Raw genomic sequence first — 24,541 nt, 5'->3', positions numbered from 1 at the left:
GGGATCAACAATGCCGGTCTACGAATATCTCTGTGATGATTGCGGTCCGTTCAAGGACCTCCGCCCGATGGCGGAATGCGACGATCCGCAAAGCTGTCCGCATTGCGAGACGATGGCGCCGCGCGTCATCCTGACCGCACCGAATTTCTTCTGCATGCCGGCGGACAAGCGCAAGGCGCACGCCGTCAACGAGCGCAGCGCGCACGCGCCGCGGACGCTGGCGCAATACAAGGCCTCGCACGGCCCCGGTTGCGGCTGCTGCTCGTCGGGCAAGACCGTGAAGGACAAGGGTTCGTCGGACAGGAAGAAGCCCGCGCGGCTGGTGACCAAGACCAGGGGCGGCGCCAAGGGTTTTCCGACCGCGCGCCCCTGGATGATTAGCCACTGACGCATGATCCTGAAAGAGTGCGCAGCGGTTTTCCGATGGGATCATGCGCAAGTACGCACGCGATGACCTCAAACCAATAAAAGACAGGAGCGCTCAACAATGCTTCACGGTGATATCTCCAGCAGCAACGACACCGTCGGCGTTGCCGTGGTGAACTACAAGATGCCCCGCCTGCACACCAAGGCCGAAGTGCTCGGCAACGCCCGCAAGATCGCCGACATGATCGTCGGCATGAAGCTTGGCCTGCCCGGCATGGACCTCGTGATCTTCCCCGAGTATTCCACGCAGGGGATCATGTACGATTCCAAGGAGATGTACGAGACGGCCTCGGTCGTGCCCGGTGAGGAGACCGCGATCTTCGCCGAAGCCTGCCGCAAGGCGAAAGTGTGGGGCGTGTTCTCGCTCACCGGCGAGCGCCACGAGGAGCATCCGCACAAGGCGCCCTACAACACCTTGATCCTGATGAACGACAAGGGCGAGATCGTGCAGAAATATCGCAAGATCATGCCGTGGGTGCCGATCGAAGGCTGGTATCCCGGCAATTGCACCTATGTCTCGGACGGGCCGAAGGGCCTGAAGGTCAGCCTGATCATCTGCGACGACGGCAACTATCCGGAGATCTGGCGCGACTGCGCCATGAAGGGCGCGGAGCTGATCGTACGTTGCCAGGGCTACATGTATCCGGCCAAGGAGCAGCAGGTCATGATCTCCAAGGCGATGGCATGGGCCAACAATGTCTACGTGGCGGTTGCCAACGCCGCCGGCTTCGACGGCGTCTATTCCTATTTCGGCCACTCCGCGATCATCGGCTTCGATGGCCGCACGCTCGGCGAGTGCGGCGAGGAGGATTACGGCATCCAGTACGCGCAGCTCTCGAAACATTTGATCCGCGACGCGCGCCGCAACGGCCAGTCGCAGAATCATCTCTACAAGCTGGTCCACCGCGGTTACACCGGCATGATCAATTCCGGCGACAATCCGCGCGGCGTTGCCGCCTGTCCCTATGATTTCTACAAGAACTGGATCGCCGATCCCGAAGGCACCCGCGACATGGTGGAGGCCATGACCCGCTCGACGCCCGGCACCGACGAGTGCCCGATCGAGGGCATCCCGAACGAGGCGGCGGCGTCCAACTACTAGCCTTCGCCGGAAGGACGCGTTGAGCGGAGCTTGATGCGGGGATGATCGGCCATCGATGTGAATGGCCGTCAATATGCATCGACGGTCTGAAACGTCGGCGCATGCGCGGAATTGGAAGTGCGCCCGGCAAACCGTGGCGCGCTTGCAACATGGACTGTTGAATCGGCTCGGGATGCGGACCCTTTGGCGGATTCTGGATGCACCGTAGTTCTACCGGCCGGCCTCATGGCCTAAGTTCCGCGCGGCGCCGCTGAGGGCGCCGCGGGGTAAGGGGAAGAGCGTGGGGGCTTGGTTGCCATCGAGTGGGCCTGGTGGCTCGCGCCGGAGCCCCATGGCCATTCGCGCGGCATTCGGAGCGAGCCTCGCCTTGGGCGCGGCTGTCGTCACGACCCCGGCCGGAGCCCAGCAATACTTCAATGGATCGCAGACCACACCGAACGGTGCCGTCAACGGCGGTGGCGGCGTCTGGGACGCCACCACCACCAATTGGACGGACTTCTTCGGCTCGATCAGCACCGCTTACGATCCGTTGTCGGCCGGCACGATGTTCGGCAGCGGCGGCCCTTCGACACCGGCAACAGGCGGGACGGTGACGGTTACGCCAAGTGGCGTGCAACTGACCAGTCTCGTGGGCTTCGACCTCACCGGAGACGGTTCGATCTATACGATCCAGGGCGGCGATCTTCGACTGGCCCCGGGGGGACCACGTTCGTCACCAACGATGTCACAGGGACCGGGGACCCGTCGGCAGCGATCGCCTCGCGCATCACTGGCAGCGGCGGCATCACCGTAGACGGACCCGGTTTCCTGGCGCTGCTCGGCGCAAATACCTATTCCGGTGGCACGTTGATCTGTAACTGCGGCTCACTTCAGCTTGGTGATGCGAGCCATACCGCCAGCATCATTGGCGCCGTCACCAATGAGGGTCTGTTCAACGTCGTCAATGCCGACATGTCGGGGGTCACGTCGTTCCTGAATGAGTTCTCCGGTCTGACAACGTTTCGCAACGCAACCTCCGCCAGCTCGATGGCGATCACCAACAGAGGCCAGTTGTTCTTTGGTGATTTGGCCGGGGGCGGCGCCGACACCGCGACGGCTGGCCGGGCGACCATCAACAACGATGGAGGGTTCACCGCCTTCTTTGCCCGCACCAATGCGGGCACGGCCAGCATCACCAATCAGAACGGCGGCGGCGCCGCGTTCCTCGAGCAGTCGTCGGCGGGCTCGGCGACCATCGTGAACAACGATCTCAGCGGGACCGTATTTGGTACGATGAGTGGATCGGATACGGCGACCGCAGGCAACGCGACGATCATCAACGAGTCCGGCGGCCGGACAAATTTCGGCGCGTTCACCACGGCCGGCAATGCCACCATCGTCACCAAGGACGGCGGCAAGACGGAGTTCTACGATAATTCCACCGGCGGCACTGCGCGCTTCATCACGACCGACACGGGTATCGTCAATTTCGGGGTCAGCGTCGGTCCCAACGGCGACGGCCGCATCACGGCCGGCTCGATCGAAGGCAACGGCTTCTACTATATCGGCGGCGGCAACACCCTTGTCGTCGGGGGCAACAACCGCACGACTGAGGTCAGCGGTGTCATCGGCGATTTTGATCCCTGCAGTTGCGGTCCTGCTGGTCCGGGCTCGCTCGAAAAGGTCGGCAGCGGCACGCTGATCCTCTCTGGCACCAACGCCTATACCGGCACGACCACCGTGAACGGCGGCATCCTGCGCGTCGACGGCAACATCTCGCAGTCGAGCCTCACCACCGTGAACGCGGGCGGCGCGCTGTTCGGCGCGGGAATCGTCGGCAATACCGTCATCGCCAACGGCGGCATCTACGCGCCCGGCGATGGCGGGCCGGGATCGAGCATGTGGGTTCAAGGCGACCTCGCCCTGCAGTCCGGGGCGCTGTACCTCGTTCAGGTCGGCAGCGGAACCACCGCGAGCTTTGCCAACGTTTTCGGCAACGTCACCCTGAATGGCAATGTCGGCGTCTCGCTCTACGCCGGCAGCACCATATTGCCCCAATACACGATCATGCAGTTTTCCGGCACCGCAACCGACAATTTTGCCGGCGTTGCCGCGCCCGGTGGTCTCATCGGCACGACCACCGTGGATCCCAGCGGCACTGTCTATCTCAATTTTACGCTCGACTATGGTGCGAAGTACGCGCTCAACATCAACCAGAAGAACGTCGCCACCACGCTTCAGAATTTTTTCAATACCAACGGCTTCCTGCGAGCCGAATTCGCGGGCCTCGGCCCCAACGGCTTGACGCAGGCTTCCGGTGAGTCCGCGACCGGCTCGCAGCAGACGACGTTCAACGCGATGAACCTGTTCCTCGGCCTGCTGACGGATGTCCACAATTCGGGACGGAGCGGCATGTCAGGTGCGACGCCATATGCCGATGATGTGAGCGCAAGTGCCTACGCCGCGCGCCGCAAGGACGCGCGCGACGCGTTCGCCTCGATCTACCGCAAGGCACCGGCCGCGACCTTCGAGCAGCGCTGGGACGTGTGGGCAGCCGGTTACGGCGGCTCCCAGACCACCGACGGCAATGCCGGCCTCGGCTCGAACAGCACCACCAGCAGCCTCTACGGCACGGCCGTCGGTCTCGACTACCGTTTCTCGCCGTCGACCATCGCCGGTTTCGCGCTTGCCGGCGGCGCCACCAGCTTCGGCGTCAGCGGCCTCGGCTGGGGCCACTCCGATCTGTTCCAGGCCGGCGCTTTCGTGCGCCACACCGCCGGACCCGCCTATGTCACGGCCGCGCTTGCCTATGGCTGGCAGGACGTCACCACCAATCGCATCGTCACCGCCGCCGGGTTCGACCAGCTGCGCGCCCAGTTCAATACCAACGCGTTCTCGGGTCGCCTCGAGGGTGGCTATCGCCACGCGATGTCATGGATCGGTGTCACGCCCTACGCGGCGCTCCAAGCCACCATGTTCAGCCTTCCGGGCTATTCAGAGTTCGCAGTGGCCGGCAGCAACGTCCTCGCCCTCAACTATACCGCCAAGGACGTGACCAGCACCCGCACCGAGCTCGGTCTGCGCGCGGACAACTCGTTTGCCGCAGCCGGCGGCCTGATGACCCTGCGTGGCCGTCTCGCCTGGGCGCATGACTACAATCCGGATCGTACCATCGGCGCGGTGTTTCAGACCCTGCCGGGATCGGCCTTCGTCGTGAACGGCGCCGCGCAGGCGCGCGATTCCGCGCTGACCACGGCGTCGGTGCAGATGAACTGGATGAACGGTTGGTCCGCCTCGGCGACCTTCGAGGGCGAGTTCTCGAACGTCACCCGCTCCTACGCCGGCAAGGGCCTCGTGCGCTATGCGTGGTGAGTTAGCGCTTCTGTTCCGTGGGCTTGCGCGGCGGTCGCGGCGCCACGGGCGTTCCCGCCATCTTGTTGGCGGTTTCGCTGACGTCGAGCAGCGAGCGGCGGATGTCCTCAAGGTACCCCGCCGATTTCTTCTTCATGGTATCGGCGAGTTCGTGCAGTCCCTGTATCCTCTCGAACAGCTCGTCGGCCTTGCCGTTAACGAAGCCCGGCATCACGCCCTCGATCTTCGTGACCGCCTTGTCGAAGCCGGCGAATGCGCCGTCGACCTTGGCCATGACGGCGTCGATTTCGCCGCCCTTGCTCCTGAAATCGGCAGTATAGGTCTCGAACGTGCGCAGACCCTCCTTGATCGCAGGGGCGTTGCTCACGATCGTGCGATCGACGCTGTGCAGGGTCTCCACGATGGACTCGGCGTCGCTGAGGTCGGCGGTCAGTATGGGGATGCCGTCCAAGTCCAGCGGCACCGGCGGCGCGGAGGGAGCGCCTCCGATCAGCGAGATGGCGGCGACGCCAGTGAGCCCCTGGAACTCGATGCCTGCGACGGTGTCCTTGCGGATCGGTGCGGTGTTGTCGAGCATCACAAGCGCCACGATCCTGCGGGGACTATCCAGCTTGATCGACAGGATCTGGCCCGCAGGCACGCCGTCGAAATTGACGGGCCCGCCACGCCGCAAGCCGCTGGCGGAGCCGCCTTCGAACACCACGCGCAACTGGCTGCGGCTTTGAATGGTGCGCCATTTCTGGACGCCGAGCACGCCGCCGAACGCCACGACGATCGCCATCAGCGTCGCCGTTCCGATCACCAGATTGCTCGCGCGTGCCATGCAGGACGATTTTACGGCCAAAGCGGGGAAGTTGGAAGGAGCTGCTTTGGTCGCGATGTTAGGTAAGGCGGGTTAGCGAAGCGTAACCCGCCTTACCTAACATCGCGGTGCACATTGGCGGATTACGCTGCGCTCATCCGCCATACGCGACATCAATGCCCGGCGGCACGTTTGGCGGCTGCGTTGTTCAGCACGATGAGCGCATCGACCGCCACGCCCGTTTTGGTGTTGATCAGGAACGGGTTGATGTCGATCGAGGCGATCCGGTCGCCGGCATCGGCGATCAGGCTGGACAGGCCGACCAGCGCCTTCACCGCGGAAGCTTCATGCAGCGCCGGCTTGCCGCGATAGCCGCGCATCTTGATCCCGGCCTTGGTGCGGCCGATCAGCAGTCGCGCCTCCGCCTCGTCCAGCGGCGCGCCGGCGAGCGCGACGTCCTTCATCAGCTCGATGTCGATGCCGCCGGTGCCGAACAGCACGACCGGTCCCATCTCGGCATCGAGCGAGGCGCCGACCACGAGCTCGAGCTCGGCCTTGACCTGCTGCGCGATCAGGATGCCGTCGAGCTTCGGCTTGCCCTTCAGCTTCGCAACTCGCGCAGTGATGTCGGCGAACGCCTTCTTCACCTCGGCGGCACTGTTGAGGTTCAGAACCACGCCGCCGATATCGGATTTGTGCAGGATTTCGGCGCTGACGAGTTTTGCCACGACCGGGAAACCGATCTGCTTGGCAATCTTCACTGCCTCCGCCGCCGTCTGCGCAATCGCCTCCTTCGAGATTGGAATGCCGTAGGCCTTCAGCAGCTTCTTGGAGGCAACCTCGTCGAGCGCGGCACCGCTGGCTGATTTCAGCGTCTTCTCCAGCACGGCACGTGCGGCCGGCTTCGAGGCCGAGACGATGTCGGGGACTTCCTTGCGCAGCTTCGCATAGTCGAGCAGCGACTTGATCGCCGTCACCGCGCGGTCCATGCCCTGCATGACGGCGAGATGCGGTAGCGATTTGCGCAGGGATTTGGTGAATTCGGTGAAGCCGATCGACATGGCGCTGATATAGATCACGGGCTTTGCGGCCTTGCTCGCCATCTCGTTGACGATGCGCAAGTTGCGTTCGCGCAGCTCGTGCGGCGCCTTCGGCAGCTCGGCGTCGATGATGACGATGTCGATATCGGGATCGTCGATCATCAGCTCGATCGACTTCATGTAGACGGAGGGATCGACCACGGCGGCAAAGCCCGCATCAAGCGGATTGCCGACGATCGAGCCCGGCCCGAGCATTTTTGCCAGCTCAGAGCCGACATGCGGGCTCAGCGGCGCAAAGTTCAGGCCCTCGGCATAGAAGGCGTCGAGCAGCATGCCGCGCTTGCCGCCGGAGAGCGTGACTGCCGCGAGCCGGTCGCCTCTGGGCACGGCCGCGTGAACGAAGCATTCGGTGGTCTCGATCAGCTCGTCGAGCCCGCCGACCCGGATCACGCCCTCGCGCGTTGCGATGGCATCGAAGGTCTCGATCGAGCCGGCGAGCGCGCCGGTATGGGCCATCGCCGCGGCGCGGCCGCCTTCGGACGCCCCGAGCTTGAGCGCGATCACGGGCTTGCTCGCGGCACGCGCCGCCTTGCAGGCGTCACGGAAGGCCTTGGTGTTGCGCACGCCTTCGAGATAGACGACGATCACCTTGATGCTCGGATCCTCGGCGAAATAGCGCATCAGGTCCGGCGTCTCGAGCCCGGCCTCGTTGCCGGTCGTCACCATGTAGCCGACGCCGACGCCCCGATCCTCCAACGCCTGCCGGATCGCCATGACGATGGCGCCGGATTGTCCGGCGATCGCCACCGCCCCCTGCTCCATGGTGACGATACGGTCGTCGATGTTGGTGAAGAGCTTTTCGCCGGCACTCAAATTGCCGAGACAGTTCGGCCCGGTGACCGCCAGCCCCGTCTCGCGCACCGCAGCCTGCAGTTCGGCGGCGAGCTTCTGGCTCTCCTCGTCCTGCAACTCGCTGAAGCCCGACGTGACGATGGTCGCCGAACGCGCGCCCGCTGCGGCGGCATCCCGGACCACCTGCACGGCTGCGCGCGCCGGCACCAGCACCAGGACGTGATCGGGCTTCTCCGGCAGGCTGGCAAAGTCCTTGTAGCAAGGAACGTTCCAGATGGTGTCGCGCCTGGCGTTGACCGGATAGAGCCCGCCCTCGTAGCCGTATTTGACCAGATTGTTCCAGATGCGCTCGGCATAGTTGCCAGGCTTGTCGGTCGCGCCCACCAGCACGATGTTGTGCGGATGCAGCATGGCATGGATGCCCTTGACGATATCGCTGGCGTCGGGCGACGGAGACCATGGATGCGAAGAGACCGACGCAGCAGGCACCTGAGCTTCCATGGCGTGACCTCACCTGTTGTTGTTCTTGGTGGTGTGTCACTCTGTTCTATGGCGAGAACTCCGGGGTGGCAACCATGTGAGTGGAATGCCGCGTGGTGGAATGCGTGGCGCCTCGGCGCGTCGCCCCGTGGTCGGTCTATTTGACGGCTCCAATCAATGTCGCATGCAGGATGTAGCGCTCGGGACCGGAGGTGACGGCGTCGAACGGCCAACAGGTCGCGAGAACAAGCTCGAAACCGTCCGCCGTGGCATCGAGACCCGATGCATCGAAACGAACCACGGCCGAGGAATCCGCGCGATAGCGAAACTGTTGACCGTCGCTGCGCGTCACATCGATGACGTCGCCAATGGCAACACCCCGCAGGAAACGGAAATGCGTGTCGCGATGCGCGGCATACACGGCCATACCGCGTTCGCCCGCGGCAGCCGTGTGCTGGATATGACCGGGTCCGAACGCGAGCGCCTGACCGCTCACGCCTTCCAGCACGATGGCGCTGGCGCCGATCCGCTTGACCTCGATCCGCGCCACCGGCCAGGTGTCGGCCCACGACCACGGCTTGACCGCCTGTCCCGCCGCAACGCTCTTGTCGAATGCGCGCTCCAGCAGCAGCTGCGCCAGCCACGCCTTGGCGTGGATGTAGGCGCCGTCACCGAACAGCATGACGCCGATCAGCGCCAGGACCAGGGGAGAGATGAGGCGGGACATTGGTTCCACACTCGTCATTGCGAGCGAAGCGAGGCAATCCAGGGTCTTTCCGCGGAGGCAGTCTGGATTGCTTCGCTGCGCTCGCAGTGACGGTTGCTCAAAAAAGGGCGCGCGCGGCCGTTGGATAGAGGACGGGCAGCCGCGCGCGCTAACAGAGGAGTCGGGGGGCTCCTCTCTCAAGCGGCGTCGGTGAGCAAAGGCCGACGCCGGTTGACCACGAACAGGATCAGGGCGAGCACGATCAGGATCAGTCCTGCAATCATCTTCAGCCCGGCCGGGGTTGCGGTCTTGGGCAGGCGGATCGCCTCAGGCGCGGTGGGAGCAGGCCGCCGCGCGGTCGGCTGGTTGCGCGCATCCGCGTGGCGTTCGCGCAACTGGGCCGGCACTTGCTGCCGCTCGCCAAAGACCTTCTCGAAATCCCAGCCGGACGGCAGGTTGATCGGCAGCTCGTTGAGCTTGAGCGACTCGCCTTGGGGACGGCTCGGCGTCTTGTCGATCGCGACCAGGCTGGTCAACCGTGTGACGATCTGATGGTCGAGCGCCAGCGCCAGGATCGCCTTGTCGGATTCCTCAGGCGTCATCGCTCGCAGCGCGCGCGCCACCTCGGCATCGGAGATCTTGCGCTTGGCCCAGAGTTTTGACAGGCCCTTGCCTTCGGCGGCATGTTCAAGCGGCAGCGTCACCGACCACGGGCGATCACCGACGCGGCCCCTGATCTCGAGCGAGCCCGCGAGCTTGTCGAGCTTCGCCGCCAGCACCAGCGGCTCGTCGCGATAGATGTCGGGAATGATCGCCGGAGTGACGTCGGCCTTGGCTTCGGAGAACGTCGCGGTGAGAGCGGTCACGGCCGGATTTTCCAGCTTGGCGAACAGGGCGCGCATGCGCTCCTCCACCTGCTCGACGGAGCCGATATGGGTGAAGGCGCCGCGGCCGAGCTCGGCGGCGCGTGTCATCAGATGAGTGTTGGGCGCAGACCCGATGCCGACCATGAACACGCGCGAGCGGCCGCGCATCGCCGTGATCGTTTCGAACAATTGCTGCTCATTGCCGATCGCACCGTCGGTCAGGAACACGACCTGGCGGACCATGCCGGTGTCGCCGAGCTTGTCGGTCAGCGCCGCGCGCATCGCCGGCACCATTTCGGTGCCGCCGCGCGCCTGCAGGGCGCTGACGAAAGAGGTCGCCTCATCGACATGCGCGGCATCCGCCGGCACGGAGGCCGGAAACAGCATATCCATGGTGTCGTCGAATCGGATGACGTTGAAACGATCGGTCGGCTGGAGGCGAGAGAGGGCGTAGGTCAGGCTGGCCTTGGCCTGAACGATCGACGTGCCGCCCATCGATCCGGAATTGTCGATCACGAACACGACCTCGCGCGGCAGCGGCTTCTGCGTTGCCTGATCGACGCTGGGCGGCGTGACGAAGGCGAGCAGGTAATCGGCATCCCCGACATGCTCGCGGAACAGGCCGACCGACGGCGCCTTCTCCGCAGCGGGCTTCCAGGTCAGCTCGAAATCCCGATCGGCTGGCACGGCGCCTTCGGCGAGCGTGACGATTCGTGTCGCATTGTCCGGGCTCTCGATCTTGACGCCATGGTGGTGACTCCTGACGTCGCCGAGCGCAAAGCCGGCCTTCAGGCGCACCGTGATGCTGGTCGGATTGACCGGCGCATTCTGCGCAGGGTCCCGTACGGACGGCGAGATGCGGTCGCGGTCCGGAACCGGGTCCGAACTGGTGGCGCCCCAGCCCGAGCCGTCCTTGCGGAAGTCGACGCTCTGCACGATCGGCGCCGGATTGTAGCGCGGCCCGACCACCAACGGCAGGCGCAGCGAATATTCGTTGCCGGATTGATGCACCGGCTCCTGGTACTCGATCTGCACCAGCACGGTTTCGCCGGGCCCGATATTGGCGACCGAGTTGGTGAAGATGTTCGGCCGTTCCTGCTCGGTGAGCGCGGCCTTCTGACCGGCGCGACGCGCCTCTTCGTAGATCACGCGGGCCTGCTGCCGCTCCTTGATGTCGCCGACGATGATGCGATCGCCCACCACCATCTTCAGCGTATCCACGGCACCATCGGTCGGGAGCGGATAGACATAGGTCGCTTCGACCCAGTCCTTGGTCGGGTTGCGGAAGATCTGCGTGACCCGGGCGCGCAGCGTCGGGCCCGATACCGTGACGTCGACGTCGATGCCGAGGCGGATTGCTTCGGTGGTGGCGCCGTCCTGCTTCAGGAAGAGCGTGCCGGAGCGGGCATCGCCGGGCCGGAGAAGGCTCGCTTGCTCCGTCGTCGCCGACCAGCCCGGCTCGAAGCTGACCAGCAGGGCGACGAAGGCGACCAGGATCACCGCGATGCCTTGTGCCAGAAGGAACAGTCCGACCACGATCAGTCTGCCCAGCCAGGGGTGTTCGTTGCTGTCGACCGTGTTGCAATTGTCCATTTGGTCTGCTCCCGAAGGGTGTGTGACGATGGCGAGCATCGGTCGGGAGGGGGCGATTTCGCGAGCAGAATGATCGGCAATGTTCCGCCGCGGCCGGCCCGGGCGCGCCGCCGCCGGAAGGGCCATGTGCGGTTTTGTGCTGGTTTGTCCGCCCTGCTAGAATGGCCGTCCTGGAGCGGGGCTTTGATGCAGACGCAGGATAAAATCACCGACAAGCAGCTTTCGGACGAGCAGAGCCGGGAGATTGCCGAGACCATTCGCGAGGAGCTTGCCAGACGCCGGATCTCCCGGCAGGCGCTGGCCGAGCAAGCCAAGCTCAGCCTGTCGACGCTGGAGAAGGTCCTCGGCGGCCGCAGGCCGTTCACGCTGGCGACGACCGTCCGGCTGGAGCAGGCGCTGGGCGTCTCCCTGCGCAAAAGCGTCGTCGTGGCGATGCCGCCCGCCGCCAGCGATGTCGCGCCCGACAGCCTCGGCTCCTATGCGCATCGCGCGGTGACCTGGCTCGAGGACGTCTACATCACTCTGCGGCCGTCGTTCGGCGACAAGGATGCGATCTTCGCCTATCGCACCGAGATCGTCTGGGAGCCGAAAGTTTCTTCATTGGTCTTTCGCGAGGGTGATCGGACCGATGCTGCCTATGAACATACCGGCGAGGTCGCCGTTCCCCACCAATCCGGCTTCATCTACCTCGTCATCATCAAGCACGGTCAGCATCGCGTCATCACGGTGTCGCGGCCGACGGTTGCCGGCGAGATGTACGGCATCATCTCGACTCTCCGCGCCGGTCCCGGCTCGCAGCTCACGCCGATCGCCGCGCCGATCGCCTACGTGCCGCTCAAGAACGTCCCGAAGCCTTCCTTGGGGCGTGTTGCGCCCGACGACCCCAACCATGCCTTGTACCGGAAGCATCTGCGGCGCACCGTCGAGGAGCCATTTGCACTGTTTCTTCCGGTATAGGCTCTTGGTGGCTTGCAGATAAAGAGATAGCGGCCTCTCGGCCGCCATCTTTCGGGTCAGGGCCTGATCGCCGCGAGCTAGCCACCCGTTTCGGCGCTGATGATGTCGCCGAACAGCTCCCACTGGCCCTTCTTGAACCGCCACATCTTGAGCTGCTCGATCGGTGCGAAGTCCGTGGCGGAGGTGTTGATCTTGATTCCCGGGATCAGCGTGTCGGGGACGAAGTCTTTCAGGCTGGCGGCCTGCTTCATCACGTTCTCACGGGTTAGATTGTCGCCCGACTGCTTCAGCACCTGCACCATCGTCTGGGCCGCGGCGTAGGCATAAACCAGATTGGCATCCGAAATGTTGGCGCCGGGCATGTACTTGTCGATGAAGGTCATGAATCTCTTCATACCTTCGTCGTCCTTCCACTGGGGATCCGATGCATCCTTCAGGTAGCCAGCCGACAGCACACCTTCGGATGCTTCGAGACCGGCCGGCTTCATCACGGCACCAATCGACACCGAGACGTCGGTCATGAGGTGCATCGGCTTCCACTCCAGCTCCGCGATCTTCTTGATGGCCTGCGCCGCGAATTTCGGAGTTGCGATGTTCACGAACACATCGGCGCCGGTGCCCTTCAGCTTGACGATATGGGCGTCGATCGACGGCTCCGATGTCTCGTAGCTTTCTTCGGCCACGATCAGCTTCGATGCCTTGTCACCGAACACGTCCTTGATGCCGGCGACGTAGTCCTTGCCGAAATCGTCGTTGGCATAGAAGATCGCGACCTTGGCGTCCGGCTTCTCCTTCAGAATGTATTTTGCGAAGATCTGGGCTTCGACCCGGTAGCTGGGCTGGAAGCCCATGGTCCAGGGGAAGTTCTTCGGGTCGTTCCATTTGCTGGCGCCGGTGGCGAGGAAGAGCTGCGGCACCTTCTTGGAATTGTGATACTTCTGCACGGCGGTCTGGGTCGGCGTGCCCAGCGCGTTGAAGACCAGGAACACCTCGTCGCTCTCGATCAGCTTGCGGACCTGCTCCACGGTCTTGGGCGGCGAATAGCCGTCATCGTAGGAGACCCAGTTGATCTTGCGGCCGTTGATGCCGCCCTGGTCATTGATCATCTTGAAATAGGCTTCCTCGGTCTTGCCGATGATGCCGTAGGCCGAAGCCGGGCCGGAATAGGCCTCGACATTGCCGATCTTGATCTCGGTGTCGCTGGCGCCGGTGTCGTATTTTTTCTGCGCGTAGGCGCCTTGAACCGAGAGCAATGTCAGGGCCGCTGCCGCGGCGAGGAGGACGAGTTTCTTGTTCTTCATGGAAATTCCTTGGCGTTTCTTGTGGGTTGGGCAGGCACTTCAAAAAGAAAAAAAGCGCCCGTGAAGGGCGCTTTGATCAGCCGGTGGCGACTTTCTTGTCGACTTCGGAAGCCACCGAGAACTCCTTGCGCAAGGTTGGCTTGTGGATCTTGCCGGTCGCGTTGCGCGGCAGCGCCTCGACGAAGCGAATCTGGCGCGGGCATTTGAAGCGCGCCAGATTGGCCGAGCAATGCGCGAAGACCTCGCTCTCCGTCAGCTCTTGTCCGGGCTTGACCGCGACAATGGCGAGGCCCACCTCGCCCCATTGCGGATCGGAAATGCCGATCACGGCAGCTTCGGCGATGGCATTGAGCTGGTGCAGGACGTTCTCGACCTCGGCAGGATAGACGTTCTCGCCGCCGGAGATGTACATGTCCTTCCAACGGTCGACGATGTAATAGAAACCTTCCTCGTCGACACGGGTGGCATCGCCCGTATGCAGCCAGCCGTCGGTGAAGGAGGTCTTGTTCGCCTCCGGCCTGTTCCAGTAGCCCGGCGTGATGTTGGGGCCCTTGACCCAGAGCTCGCCGAGCTCGCCGACATCGGCGTCGCTGCCGTCGGGACGGACGATGCGCACCTCGGTATGCAGAACCGGCTTGCCGGCGGACCCGGCCTTGCGCGCCGCATCCTCGCGATCGAGCACCAGCACGGCCGGCGAGGTTTCGGTCATGCCGTAGCCTTGCTGAAGTGCGACACCGCGGGCCTCCCACACTTTCAGCAGCGGCACCGGCATCGGCGCGCCGCCGACACCGCCGACGATCAGGCGGCTGAGGTCGGTCGTGGCGAAGGCGGGGTGTTGCGCCATGAACTGGTAGATCGCGGGCACGCCGAAGAACACGTTGATGCCCTGCGCGGGGTCGTTGATCAGGCCAAGCGCCGCGCCGGGATCGAAGGCGCGCATGATCATCACGGTGCCGCCGGCGTGCAGAACGGGATTGGTGTAGCAATTGAGCCCGCCGGTGTGGAACAGCGGCAGCACGGTGAGCAGCACCGAGGACGGCCCGATGCAGGCCGGGCCCCCGAGATTGACGCAATTCCAGAAGGTCATGCCATGGGTGATGGTCGCGCCCTTGGGATGTCCGGTCGTGCCCGACGTGTACATGATGGTCGAGACGTCATCGAGCGTGACCTCTTCGGCGCGGTCGAGCGGCTTTGCGGCGGCGATGCCGGCTTCATAGGCGCCGCCGGGGCCGAGCAGCAGGCTGGTGGCGACGCCGCAGAGCTTTGCGACGCTGAGCGCGGTCTCAGCCAGATCAGTGTCGTGGATCATCACATTCGGCGCGCAGTCAGCGGCGATGAACTGCAGCTCGGGAACCGTGAGTCGGGTGTTCAGTGGTACGAAGATGGCACCAAGGCGCCCGCAGGCGAACTGCACTTCCAGCGTATCGGTCGTGTTCAGCGCCAGCACCGCGACGCGGTCGCCGCGCGAAACGTTGAGCGTGTGGCGCAGGAAAGAGGCGAGGCGCGCAACGCGGGCATCGAGCTGCGCATAGGTGAAGCGGCGCTCGCTTGCGAGATCGATCACCGCAACCTTACCAGGCGTGCGGCGGCCATGATGGGCGATCCAATCGTAGTAACGAACGGCCAAAGGTCCTCCCACGGCGGCCCTGCACCGCCCGCATCCTTGTTACCGTGCACCATGCCCGGCATGGCCCTGGGGCCAGCCTGAGTTTGTGCACCACCACGTCTTTTTTTGATCCGGAGTTGGCCCGCGAGGGACGAAAATCGTCTTGCGTTGAGTTGCTGGACCATGATCTGCGCGACGTGGCTCGTCCGGATCAGCCACTGCGCGCAAGTGGGCCGCCCATGTTCCGGCGATGGTGGCTGAGACGAATCCGCCAACGAGGCGAGACTGCGATGAAGAGCCCGTTCTATACCGCCGAGCACGACGCGTTCCGTGACGCGATGCGCCGCTTCGTCGAAAAGGAGATCACGCCGTTCGCCCATGAATGGGACGAGGCCGGCGAATTCCCGCGCGCGCTCTATCGCAAGGCGGCCGAGATCGGGCTGCTAGGACTCGGATTCCCCGAGGAATATGGCGGGATCGCCGCCGACCAGTTCATGAAGATCGTGGCCAGCCAGGAGCTGGCCCAAGCCGGTGCCGGCGGAATCAGCGCCAGCCTGATGAGCCACACCATCGGTTCGCCGCCGATCGCGCGGGCGGCACGGCCCGAGGTGAAGGCACGCGTGCTGCCGCAGGTGCTGTCGGGCGAGAAAATCTCGGCGCTCGCGATCACCGAGCCGGGCGGCGGCTCCGATGTCGCGAACCTGCGCACCCGAGCCCGTCGCGATGGCGATCACTACGTCGTGAGCGGCGAGAAGACCTTCATCACCTCGGGCGTGCGTGCCGATTATCTGACCGTTGCCGTGCGGACCGGCGGCGAGGGCGCCGGCGGCGTCAGCCTGCTCCTGATCGAGGGGGATACGCCGGGCCTGTCGCGGACCAAGCTGAAGAAGATGGGATGGTGGGCCTCCGACACCGCGACCTTGCATTTCGACGAATGCCGCGTGCCCGCCGCAAATCTGATCGGCGAGGAGGGACAGGGTTTCAAGATCATCATGCAGAACTTCAACAGCGAGCGCATGGGCATGGCGGCGAGCTGCACCGCCTTCGCACGGGTCTGTGTCGACGAGGCGATCGCCTATGCCAGGGAGCGCAAGACCTTCGGCAAGCCGCTGGCCCAGCATCAGGTCATCCGCCACAAGATCGTCGACATGGCGCAGAAGGTCGCCGCAAGCCAGGCGATGCTGGAGATGCTGGCCTGGCGGCTGGAGCAGGGCGAGAGCCCGGTCGCCGAAATCTGCATGATGAAGAACCAGGCGACACAGACCATGGCCTTCTGCGCCTCCGAGGCTGTGCAGATTTTCGGCGGCGCCGGCTTCATGCGCGGCATCAAGGCCGAGCGCATCTACCGCGAGGTCAAGGTCAACGCCATCGGCGGCGGCACCGAGGAGATCATGAAGGATCTGGCTTCGAGGCAGATGGGGTTGTGACCTCTCTGTCATTCCGGGGCGTGCGCAACGCGCACGAGCCCGGAATCCATCGGGCTCCAGACTCCGTAGAGGAATGGATTCCGGGTTCGCGCTTCGCGCGCCCCGGAATGACGAAGAGGAAAGAAATGCTATTCACCGCCGATCACGACGACATCCGCCGGTCCCTGCAGAAATTCATCGCCAATGAGATCAATCCGCACGTCGATGAGTGGGAGAAGGCGGACATCTTCCCGGCGCATGACCTCTTCAAGAAGATGGGCAGCCTCGGCTTCCTCGGCCTGAACAAGCCCGTGGAATTCGGCGGCTCGGGCCTCGATTATTCCTACGCGCTGATGATGGCGGAGGAGCTTGGCGCGATCACCTGCGGCGGCGTACCCATGGCGATCGGGGTGCAGACCGACATGGCGACGCCGGCCCTGGCGCGGTTCGGCTCGGACGAGGTGCGGCGCGAATTCCTGGCGCCCTCGATCTCCGGCGACTACGTCGCCTGCATCGGCGTCTCCGAGCCCGGTGCAGGCTCGGACGTGGCCTCGATCAAGACCAATGCGCGCGCCGACGGCGACGACTACGTCATCGATGGCGGCAAGATGTGGATCACCAACGGCACCCAGGCCGACTGGATCTGCCTGCTCGCGAACACCGGCGACGGTCCGGTTCACCGCAACAAGTCGCTGATCTGCGTGCCCATGAAGAGCAAGGGCGTCACGGTGGCCCGAAAGCTCGACAAGATGGGCATGCGCTCGTCGGACACCGCGCAGATTTTCTTCGACAATGTTCGCGTACCCAAGCGCAACCGGATCGGCGAGGAGGGCAAGGGCTTCACCTATCAGATGATCCAGTTCCAGGAGGAGCGGCTTTGGGGCGCGGCGGCCTGCCTGAAGGCGCATGAATACATCATCGATCAGACCATCGAGTACACCCGCAACCGCAAGGCGTTCGGGAAGTCGATCCTCGACAACCAAATCGTGCACTTCAAGCTCGCGGAGATGCAGACCGAGGTCGAGCTGTTGCGCGCGCTGATCTATCGGGCCGCGGAGCAACTGGTCGCCGGCGAGGATGTGACGCGGCTTGCGACCATGGCCAAGCTGAAGGCCGGGCGGCTCGGCCGCGAGCTCACCGACGCCTGCTTGCAATATTGGGGCGGAATGGGCTTTACCAACGAGACGCCGGTCAGCCGCGCCTATCGCGACAGCCGCCTGACCTCGATCGGCGGCGGCGCCGACGAGGTCATGCTGATGGTCCTGTGCAAGATGATGGGCACGCTGCCCGGGAGTAAGGCCTGATGATCACGCTCTATCACTGCGACGCCGCGCGCTCGTTCCGTCCGCTCTGGATGCTGGAGGAGATGGGGCTGCCTTACGAACTGAAGATGCTGCCGTTCCCGCCGCGGGTCTTCGCCAAGGACTATCTCGGCATCAATCCGCTCGGCACCATCCCCTTCCTGATCGACGGTGAGACGCGGATGACCGAGTCCTCCGGCATCTGCCATTATCTCGGCATCAAATATGGTCCGACACCGCTGATGGTCGGCCCCGAAGATCCCGCCTACGGCGCGTTCCTGAACTGGATGTATTTCAGCGATGCGACGTTGACTTTCCCGCAGACGCTGGTGCTCAGATACACCCAGCTCGAGCCGGAGGAGCGGCGCAATCCGCAGGTCGCCGGCGATTATGCCAAATGGTTCTTGGGACGCCTGCGCGCCGTCGAGGCAGCCACCGCAAATGCCGAAAGCTTGTGCGCAGGCCGCTTCACTGCCGCTGACATTGTCATCGGTTATGCGCTTCGCCTTGCCGACAATATCGGCCTCGCCAAGGATTTCGGGCCAAATGTCGCAGCCTATTGGGCGCGCCTGCAGCAGCGGGACGGCTTCAAGCGCGCCGTTGCTGCGGAGCAAAAGGCCGGAAAAGAGCAGAATATTGCGCCGAGGGTGAGGGCGTAACGGACGCTGTCATTCCGGGGCGATGCGAAGCATCGAACTATGGTGCGCAATTGCGCAGCTGAGAATCGCGAGGTTCCGGGTTCGGTCCAATGGACCGCCCGGAACGATAGCGGCTGTTTTCATGACAGCGCTATCCCGTCGTGACAGCGCCCGAATTTCCGCTAAGGTGACCTTCGTCCGCAGCGGCCAGAGAGCCGCGCGAGGAGGATCCCAATGGAAGATAAAGGTCGCGAATCCGACCATCTGATGCTGATCACGCCGGAGCGCGTGTTCTATGCCGGCCTGCTCGGCCGGCCGCGCAAGCGGACTCCTGGCTGCTGCCACGTCTATGTCGCGGTCAAGGGCAACCTGTATCTGACGATCGACGATGTCCTCGCCACCGGCGAGCTGTTCGTCACCCTGCCGAACCAGCGGCATTCCATTGCCAGTGACTACCGCACTGCAATCAGCGTGACGCTGGAGCCTGAGAGCATGCCGGATGGCGTGATCGAGGCCTTGGCCCAGCGGCTGATGGGACCGGACCGGGCCGTCTTTGCCCGCAAGATCCTCGCTGCTTACGCGCTGCTGCGCGAGCGTCGCTATGGTGACATCACCACCGCCGAATTCGACGAGATGTGTTTTGGTGAGGCGCTGCCGCGCCGCGTGCTCGACCCGCGTGTGACGCGTGCAGTCGCGCGCATCGAGCGCTTCTCCGGCGAGCCGGTGACGGCTGACACGTGCGCGGCCGAAGCGGGCCTCTCGGCCTCGCGCTTCCTGCATCTGTTCAAGGAAGAGACCGGGATCTCCTTCCGCTCCTTCCGCGCCTGGAAGCGCGCGCGGCATCTGTTGCACTTCGCCAACCAGGACCTCAACCTCGCCCATCTCGCGCAGGATATCGGTTATCCCGATTCCACGCATTTCAGCCACTCGATCCGCCGCTTCTACGGATTGAAGCCGCGCGCGATCTTCGTCGGCTCGCGCGACCTTGCGATCTATCGCAGCACCGAGACGGTGAGGCTGGCTGAGGCGAGCTAACCTCGCTCTCGCAGGGTGGGCAAAGCGAAGCGTGTCCACCACCTTTCTTGATCGCCGAAACATGGTGGGCACGGCCAGGAGCGCCTTTGCCCGCCCTACGGCATCTCGTTTCTTCAGCTTCTCCGCGCAAGAAGCCGCATGCGGCGCGTCACATGATCGCAAGCGTTGAATTCTCAACATGCGAGACATCCAAGTCATGAGCGTCAAGGCATGAGCGACAAGGCCGTCATCACCTGCGCGCTGAACGGCGTGCTCACCGATCCGAAGCAGCACAACGTGCCCGTGACGCCCGAACAGATGGCGCGCGAGGCCAAAGCTGCGTTCGATGCCGGCGCGTCCGTCATGCACATCCATCTGCGCCAGCAGGCGCCGAACAAGGGGCATCTGCCGTCCTGGGAGGTCGCGGTCAGCAAGGAAATCCAGCAGGCGATTCGCGAGGCCTGCCCCGGCGTCATCATCAACCACACCTCGGGCGTATCGGGGCCGAACTACTCGGGTGCGCTGGATTGCATCCGCGAGACGAAACCTGAGATCGCCGCCTGCAACGCCGGCTCGCTGAATTATCTGAAGGTCAAGGCCGACAATACCTGGGCCTGGCCGCCGATGATGTTCGACAACGCGGTCGAGAAGGTGAAGGACTATCTCGACGTCATGAACGCGGTCGGGACCATTCCCGAGTTCGAATGTTTCGACGTCGGCATCGTCCGCTGCGTCGGCATGTACCACCAGGTCGGCATGTACAAGGGCCCGCTCGAATATAACTTTGTGATGGGCGTTGCTTCGGGAATGCCTTCGGACCCGGAGTTGCTGCCGATCCTGATCAAGCTGAAGCGCCCCGAGGCGCATTTCCAGGTCACCGCGATCGGCCGTGAGGAGATCTGGCCGCTGCACCAGCGTTGCGCCGAGCTCGGCGGTCACTTGCGCACCGGCCTCGAGGACACCTTCTACCTCGCCGACGGCAAGAAGGTGACGTCGAATGGCCAGCTGATCGAGGCTGTCGCCGCCTGCGCCCGCCGCGCCGGCCGCGAGATCGCGAGCCCCGCCGAGGCGCGGAAGATCTTTGGGACGAATCGCTGAACGTCGTTCCGGGGCGCGCGCAGCGCGAACTGGGTGCGCAGTTGCGCACCTGAGAACCTCGAGATTCCGGGTTCGATGCTACGCATCGCCCCGGAATGACGGAGTAAACTGTGTCCATTCTCGAAAACACCATCTCCCCCGGCGGTGCCGCCTACCACGCCAACCGTGACGGCATGCTCGGCCTGATCGACCGCATGCGCGCGCTGGAAGAGCGCACGCGCGCTGCCTCGGCGGCAGCGAAGGACCGCTTCCACAAGCGCGGGCAGCTGCTGCCTCGCGAGCGCGTCGCGCTGGTGCTCGATCCCGGCGCGCCGTTCATCGAGTTGTCGACGCTCGCCGGCTACATGTTCGACGTAGCGGATGCGGCCAAGAGCGTCCCAGGCGGCGGCGTCATCGCCGGCATCGGTTTCGTCTCGGGTATCCGCTGCATGGTCAGTGCCAACGACGCCGGCATCGATGCCGGCGCGCTTCAGCCGTATGGTCTCGACAAGACGCTGCGGGTGCAGGAGCTCGCGCTGGAGAACAAGCTGCCTTACGTCCAGCTCGTCGAAAGCGCCGGCGCCAATCTCTTGCGCTATCGTGTCGAGGATTTTGTTCGCGGCGGCAATATCTTTCGCAACCTCGCCCGGCTCTCGGCGGCCGGCCTGCCGGTCGTCACGGTCACGCACGGATCGTCCACCGCTGGCGGCGCCTACCAGACCGGTCTTTCCGACTACATCGTCATGGTGCGCGGCCGCACCCGCGCTTTCCTCGCAGGGCCGCCGCTGCTCAAGGCCGCGACCGGCGAGATCGCGACCGAGGAGGAGCTTGGCGGCGCCGAGATGCACACCCAGGTCTCCGGCCTCGGCGATTATCTCGCCGAAGACGACCGCGACGCGCTGCGCATCGCGCGCGAGATCATGGCCGCGATGGAATGGGAGCGGCCGGGCAAGGCGACGCCGCAATTCAAGCCGCCGCGCTACGATCAGGACGAGCTGCTCGGCATCATGCCGATGGACCACAAGCGTCCGGTGGACATGAAGCAGGTGATCGCGCGCATCGTCGATGATTCCGATTTCACCGAGATGGCGCCGAACTACGGCCCGGCCACCGTCTGCGGCCATGCCCGCATCGAGGGCCAAGCCATCGGCATCATCACCAATAACGGTCCGCTCGATCCGGCCGGCGCCAACAAGGCGACGCATTTCATTCAGGCCTGCTGCCAGACCCGCACGCCGCTGCTCTATCTGAACAACACCACCGGCTACATGGTCGGCAAATCCTACGAAGAAGCCGGCATGATCAAGCACGGCTCGAAGATGATCCAGGCGGTGACCTCGGCGACGGTGCCGCAGATCACGATCTATTGCGGCGCTTCGTTCGGCGCCGGTAATTACGGCATGTGCGGCCGCGGCTTCCATCCGCGCTTCTGCTTCTCCTGGCCAAACGCCAAGACCGCCGTGATGGGCGGCGAGCAGGCCGCCGAGACCATGGCGATCGTGACCGAGGCCGCTGCCGCGCGCCGCGGCAAGCCGATCGAAAAGGACAAGCTGGACGCGATGAAGGCACAGATCATCGGCGTGTTCGACGGCCAGATGGACGTGTTCTCCACCAGCGCGCGTGTGCTTGACGATGGCGTCATCGATCCGCGCGACACCCGCGCGGTATTGTCCGAAGTGCTCGCGATCTGCCGCGAGGGCGACGCGCGCACGCCCCAGCGCATGCAGTTCTCGGTGGCCCGCCCATGAGGAACGGATCAGTGCAGCATCGGCCGTTCTTCAAGGTTCTGGTCGCAAATCGCGGCGAGATCGCACTGCGTGTGATGCGCAGTGCGCGGCAGCTGGGCCTTGGCGTCGTTGCGGTCTATTCGGATGCCGATCGCGACACGCTCCACGTCAAGCAGGCCGATCAGGCCGTGCGCATCGGCGAAGCCTTGCCGGCGCAATCCTATCTGAACATCCCCGCGATCATTGAAGCGGCCAAAGCCAGTGGCGCTGACGCCGTCCATCCCGGCTACGGTTTCCTCGCCGAGAACGAGGAGTTTGCGAGAAGCTGCAAGGATGCCGGCCTCGTCTTCATCGGCCCGTCGCCGCAGGCGATCGAGGCGATGGGCAACAAGGCCGGCGCCAAGGAAATCATGAAGAAGGCCGGCGTGCCCTGCGTGCCCGGCTATCAAGGCGCCGAGCAGGGCGACGAGATCATGCTGGTGGAAGCCGGAAAGATCGGCTTTCCCGTGATGATCAAGGCCGTTGCCGGCGGCGGCGGACGCGGTATGCGGCTTGTCACAGACCCAGCATCGTTTCCCGATGCCCTGCGCAGCGCGCGATCGGAGGCCAAGGCGGCGTTCGGTGACCCCACGGTGATCCTCGAACGCGCCATCCAGAACCCGCGCCACATCGAAATTCAGGTGTTCGGCGACAGCCATGGCAACGCCATCCATCTCGGGGAGCGTGACTGCTCGGTGCAGCGGCGGCACCAGAAGCTGATCGAGGAGGCGCCGTCACCTGCGGTAACGCCGGAGCTCCGCGCCAAGATGGGCGAGGTCGCGGTCGCCGCCGTCAAGGCGCTGCGTTACGAAGGCGCCGGCACGCTCGAATTCCTGCTCGATGCGAGCGGTGAGTTCTACTTCATGGAGATGAACACCCGGCTCCAGGTCGAGCATCCCGTGACCGAGGCGATCACCGGGCTCGATCTCGTCGAGCTGCAGCTGCGCGTCGCGCGCGGCGAGCCGTTGCCGGTCAAGCAGCAGGACATCAAATTCTCCGGCCACGCCATCGAGGTGCGGGTCTGCTCGGAAGATGCCGCGCAGGATTTCATGCCGCAGTCCGGCCGGATGGTGCGCTGGCAGGTGCCGGATGGCATCCGCGTCGAGCATGCGCTGCAATCGGGCTCGGAGATTCCGCCGTTCTACGATTCCATGATCGCCAAGATCATCAGCCATGGTGCGAGCCGCGAGGAGGCGCGGGGACGGTTGATCGTCGGCCTGGAGCAGCTCGCGGCATTTGGCGTGACCACCAACCAGGCGTTCCTGATGTCGTGCCTGCGGCATCCCGGCTTCGCCAAAGGTGATGCCACGACGGCGTTCATCGGTGCGCATCGCGACGAGCTGCTGGCGCCGCGGGCGGATGGCGCGTTCGCTGCCCTGCTGGCCGGCCTGCTGCTCTACGTCACGAATCCCCGCGCGCCTTCATGGCGCCGTGGCCGGAGCCTGTCGGCAACATTTCCGCTGCCCGCAAGAATCGAGATCGCTGGCCACGCGCATGAGCTCGAGGTCACGCGCGAGCGCGACGGCATCTACATCGTTGCCGCCGGCGGCGGCCTGGGGAAATTCGAGATCGACCAGCTCGATGCCGACGCGATCCGCTTCCGCCATGACGGCGTGATGGACACCGCAAGGTTCCTGCGCGACGGCGACCTTCTATACGTCCAGCACCACGGTATTCCGCTCGCGGCAACCGACCTGACGCTCGCCGCACCGAAGGCTGCCGCGAGCAACGGCGGAGATGGAAAAGTCCGCGCCGCCATGAACGGCCGCGTCGTCGCCGTGCTGGTGAAGCCCGGCGAGCGCGTCACCGCCGGCCAGCCGGTGCTGACACTGGAGGCGATGAAGATGGAGCACGTCCACAAGGCCGGCGTCGACGGCGTGGTGGCGGCGATCGACGTCGCCGAAGGCGAGCAAGTCACGACGGGCAGGATCGTCGCCGAGATTGGGGTCGCCTAGCGCGGCCTACTCGGTCCCGTCGGGTGGACAAGGGCGCGAAGCGCCGTGCCCACCGGCGCCCGTCGCCTTGCCTGCCTCTGGCGAATCGTAGAAATACAAATGATTCCAATAATATAATTCAGGCTCAATCTTGTGCTATTCGATATTGAACGTTGTTCATGTTTGTGCTACAAACATTGAACATTGTTCAATTCGATTCGGAGCCCGTATGTCCCGCGCACATGATCCCGTCCAGGCGACCGATGCCATCCTCAGCTCAGTGTCTCGCCGTTTCCCTTTCGTCGCCCCGCAACTCCGCGAAA

Annotated in this window: 18 protein-coding genes and 1 pseudogene; 13 read left to right on the top strand and 6 right to left on the bottom strand. The window is 64.4% G+C overall.

Going from position 1 to position 24,541, the window contains the following annotated elements; translation table 11 throughout:
- Positions 1-10: 10 nt before the first annotated feature.
- From HAP40_RS36280 to HAP40_RS36260, 5 genes and pseudogenes are all read left to right on the top strand, one after another.
- Complete coding sequence (locus HAP40_RS36280) at positions 11-388, top strand: FmdB family zinc ribbon protein (RefSeq protein WP_166812258.1); 378 nt, start codon at positions 11-13, stop codon at positions 386-388.
- 99 nt (positions 389-487) lie between these two features.
- A complete protein-coding gene (locus HAP40_RS36275) occupies positions 488-1,528 on the top strand; it encodes an aliphatic amidase (RefSeq protein ID WP_166812260.1) in 1,041 nt (346 codons plus the stop codon).
- Between the two features lie 331 nt (positions 1,529-1,859).
- Positions 1,860-2,321: a hypothetical protein gene (locus HAP40_RS36270; RefSeq protein ID WP_246741215.1), complete on the top strand. Its 462-nt coding sequence runs from the start codon at positions 1,860-1,862 to the stop codon at positions 2,319-2,321.
- A pseudogene (locus HAP40_RS37450) lies at positions 2,282-2,365 on the top strand (hypothetical protein); the annotation flags it as partial. The gene HAP40_RS36270 and the pseudogene HAP40_RS37450, both read left to right, overlap by 40 nt.
- Positions 2,366-2,374: 9 nt before the next feature.
- Complete coding sequence (locus HAP40_RS36260) at positions 2,375-4,879, top strand: autotransporter outer membrane beta-barrel domain-containing protein (protein ID WP_246741216.1); 2,505 nt, start codon at positions 2,375-2,377, stop codon at positions 4,877-4,879.
- Position 4,880: 1 nt separating this feature from the next.
- On the opposite strand, the gene HAP40_RS36255 is transcribed toward HAP40_RS36260, so the two are convergent.
- The 4 genes from HAP40_RS36255 to HAP40_RS36240 form a co-directional block, all read right to left on the bottom strand.
- Positions 4,881-5,702, bottom strand: a complete 822-nt coding sequence (locus tag HAP40_RS36255) for an MlaD family protein (protein WP_166812262.1) — start codon at positions 5,700-5,702, stop codon at positions 4,881-4,883.
- Between the two features lie 152 nt (positions 5,703-5,854).
- A complete protein-coding gene (locus tag HAP40_RS36250) occupies positions 5,855-8,074 on the bottom strand; it encodes an acetate--CoA ligase family protein (RefSeq protein WP_166812264.1) in 2,220 nt (739 codons plus the stop codon).
- Between the two features lie 136 nt (positions 8,075-8,210).
- Positions 8,211-8,780 (bottom strand): class GN sortase, encoded by a 570-nt coding sequence (locus HAP40_RS36245; protein WP_166812266.1) that lies wholly within the window; start codon positions 8,778-8,780, stop codon positions 8,211-8,213.
- 176 nt (positions 8,781-8,956) lie between these two features.
- The gene (locus tag HAP40_RS36240) at positions 8,957-11,218 is read right to left on the bottom strand and encodes a marine proteobacterial sortase target protein (RefSeq protein WP_166812268.1); all 2,262 of its coding nucleotides are present in this window, start codon (positions 11,216-11,218) and stop codon (positions 8,957-8,959) included.
- Between the two features lie 186 nt (positions 11,219-11,404).
- On the opposite strand from HAP40_RS36240, the gene HAP40_RS36235 reads away from it, so the two are divergent.
- Entirely contained in the window at positions 11,405-12,175 is a 771-nt protein-coding gene (locus HAP40_RS36235; protein ID WP_166812270.1) for a helix-turn-helix transcriptional regulator, read from the top strand.
- A 77-nt stretch (positions 12,176-12,252) separates the two neighbouring features.
- Here the strand turns inward: HAP40_RS36235 and HAP40_RS36230 are convergent, their stop codons facing one another.
- Positions 12,253-13,476, bottom strand: coding sequence for an ABC transporter substrate-binding protein (locus HAP40_RS36230; RefSeq protein ID WP_166812272.1), 1,224 nt, complete (start codon positions 13,474-13,476; stop codon positions 12,253-12,255).
- Positions 13,477-13,552: 76 nt separating this feature from the next.
- Positions 13,553-15,103: an acyl-CoA synthetase gene (locus tag HAP40_RS36225; protein ID WP_166812274.1), complete on the bottom strand. Its 1,551-nt coding sequence runs from the start codon at positions 15,101-15,103 to the stop codon at positions 13,553-13,555.
- 269 nt (positions 15,104-15,372) lie between these two features.
- Here HAP40_RS36225 and HAP40_RS36220 point away from each other — a divergent pair, with 269 nt between their 5' ends.
- From HAP40_RS36220 to HAP40_RS36190, 7 genes are all read left to right on the top strand, one after another.
- Entirely contained in the window at positions 15,373-16,509 is a 1,137-nt protein-coding gene (locus HAP40_RS36220) for an acyl-CoA dehydrogenase family protein (protein ID WP_166812276.1), read from the top strand.
- Positions 16,510-16,634: 125 nt separating this feature from the next.
- On the top strand, positions 16,635-17,792 hold the full coding sequence (locus HAP40_RS36215; RefSeq protein ID WP_166812278.1) for an acyl-CoA dehydrogenase family protein: 1,158 nt from the start codon (positions 16,635-16,637) through the stop codon (positions 17,790-17,792).
- On the top strand, positions 17,792-18,448 hold the full coding sequence (locus HAP40_RS36210; RefSeq protein WP_166812280.1) for a glutathione S-transferase family protein: 657 nt from the start codon (positions 17,792-17,794) through the stop codon (positions 18,446-18,448). Before HAP40_RS36215 ends, HAP40_RS36210 begins: the two co-directional genes overlap by 1 nt.
- Positions 18,449-18,661: 213 nt before the next feature.
- Positions 18,662-19,462, top strand: a complete 801-nt coding sequence (locus HAP40_RS36205; RefSeq protein ID WP_166812282.1) for an AraC family transcriptional regulator — start codon at positions 18,662-18,664, stop codon at positions 19,460-19,462.
- Positions 19,463-19,672: 210 nt separating this feature from the next.
- A complete protein-coding gene (locus HAP40_RS36200) occupies positions 19,673-20,539 on the top strand; it encodes a 3-keto-5-aminohexanoate cleavage protein (protein ID WP_166812284.1) in 867 nt (288 codons plus the stop codon).
- A gap of 110 nt (positions 20,540-20,649) precedes the next feature.
- Positions 20,650-22,266, top strand: a complete 1,617-nt coding sequence (locus HAP40_RS36195) for an acyl-CoA carboxylase subunit beta (RefSeq protein ID WP_166812286.1) — start codon at positions 20,650-20,652, stop codon at positions 22,264-22,266.
- Positions 22,263-24,239, top strand: a complete 1,977-nt coding sequence (locus HAP40_RS36190; RefSeq protein WP_166812288.1) for an acetyl/propionyl/methylcrotonyl-CoA carboxylase subunit alpha — start codon at positions 22,263-22,265, stop codon at positions 24,237-24,239. Before HAP40_RS36195 ends, HAP40_RS36190 begins: the two co-directional genes overlap by 4 nt.
- Positions 24,240-24,541: the final 302 nt, after the last annotated feature.

Source organism: Bradyrhizobium sp. 1(2017), assembly GCF_011602485.2.
Taxonomy (GTDB): domain Bacteria; phylum Pseudomonadota; class Alphaproteobacteria; order Rhizobiales; family Xanthobacteraceae; genus Bradyrhizobium.
The sequence above is the reverse complement of the archived record's forward strand: the minus strand, read 5'-3'. Positions and strand labels throughout refer to the sequence as shown.

Excerpts from the sequence above, each read along its gene's own strand:
- HAP40_RS36280 (WP_166812258.1), top strand. The coding sequence starts at position 11 with ATGCCGGTCTACGAATATCTCTGTGATGATTGCGGTCCGTTCAAGGAC.
- HAP40_RS36275 (WP_166812260.1), top strand. The coding sequence starts at position 488 with ATGCTTCACGGTGATATCTCCAGCAGCAACGACACCGTCGGCGTTGCC.
- HAP40_RS36270 (WP_246741215.1), top strand. The coding sequence starts at position 1,860 with ATGGCCATTCGCGCGGCATTCGGAGCGAGCCTCGCCTTGGGCGCGGCT.
- HAP40_RS36255 (WP_166812262.1), bottom strand. The coding sequence starts at position 5,702 with ATGGCACGCGCGAGCAATCTGGTGATCGGAACGGCGACGCTGATGGCG.
- HAP40_RS36250 (WP_166812264.1), bottom strand. The coding sequence starts at position 8,074 with ATGGAAGCTCAGGTGCCTGCTGCGTCGGTCTCTTCGCATCCATGGTCT.
- HAP40_RS36245 (WP_166812266.1), bottom strand. The coding sequence starts at position 8,780 with ATGTCCCGCCTCATCTCTCCCCTGGTCCTGGCGCTGATCGGCGTCATG.
- HAP40_RS36240 (WP_166812268.1), bottom strand. The coding sequence starts at position 11,218 with ATGGACAATTGCAACACGGTCGACAGCAACGAACACCCCTGGCTGGGC.
- HAP40_RS36235 (WP_166812270.1), top strand. The coding sequence starts at position 11,405 with ATGCAGACGCAGGATAAAATCACCGACAAGCAGCTTTCGGACGAGCAG.
- HAP40_RS36230 (WP_166812272.1), bottom strand. The coding sequence starts at position 13,476 with ATGAAGAACAAGAAACTCGTCCTCCTCGCCGCGGCAGCGGCCCTGACA.
- HAP40_RS36220 (WP_166812276.1), top strand. The coding sequence starts at position 15,373 with ATGAAGAGCCCGTTCTATACCGCCGAGCACGACGCGTTCCGTGACGCG.
- HAP40_RS36215 (WP_166812278.1), top strand. The coding sequence starts at position 16,635 with ATGCTATTCACCGCCGATCACGACGACATCCGCCGGTCCCTGCAGAAA.
- HAP40_RS36210 (WP_166812280.1), top strand. The coding sequence starts at position 17,792 with ATGATCACGCTCTATCACTGCGACGCCGCGCGCTCGTTCCGTCCGCTC.
- HAP40_RS36205 (WP_166812282.1), top strand. The coding sequence starts at position 18,662 with ATGGAAGATAAAGGTCGCGAATCCGACCATCTGATGCTGATCACGCCG.
- HAP40_RS36200 (WP_166812284.1), top strand. The coding sequence starts at position 19,673 with ATGAGCGACAAGGCCGTCATCACCTGCGCGCTGAACGGCGTGCTCACC.
- HAP40_RS36190 (WP_166812288.1), top strand. The coding sequence starts at position 22,263 with ATGAGGAACGGATCAGTGCAGCATCGGCCGTTCTTCAAGGTTCTGGTC.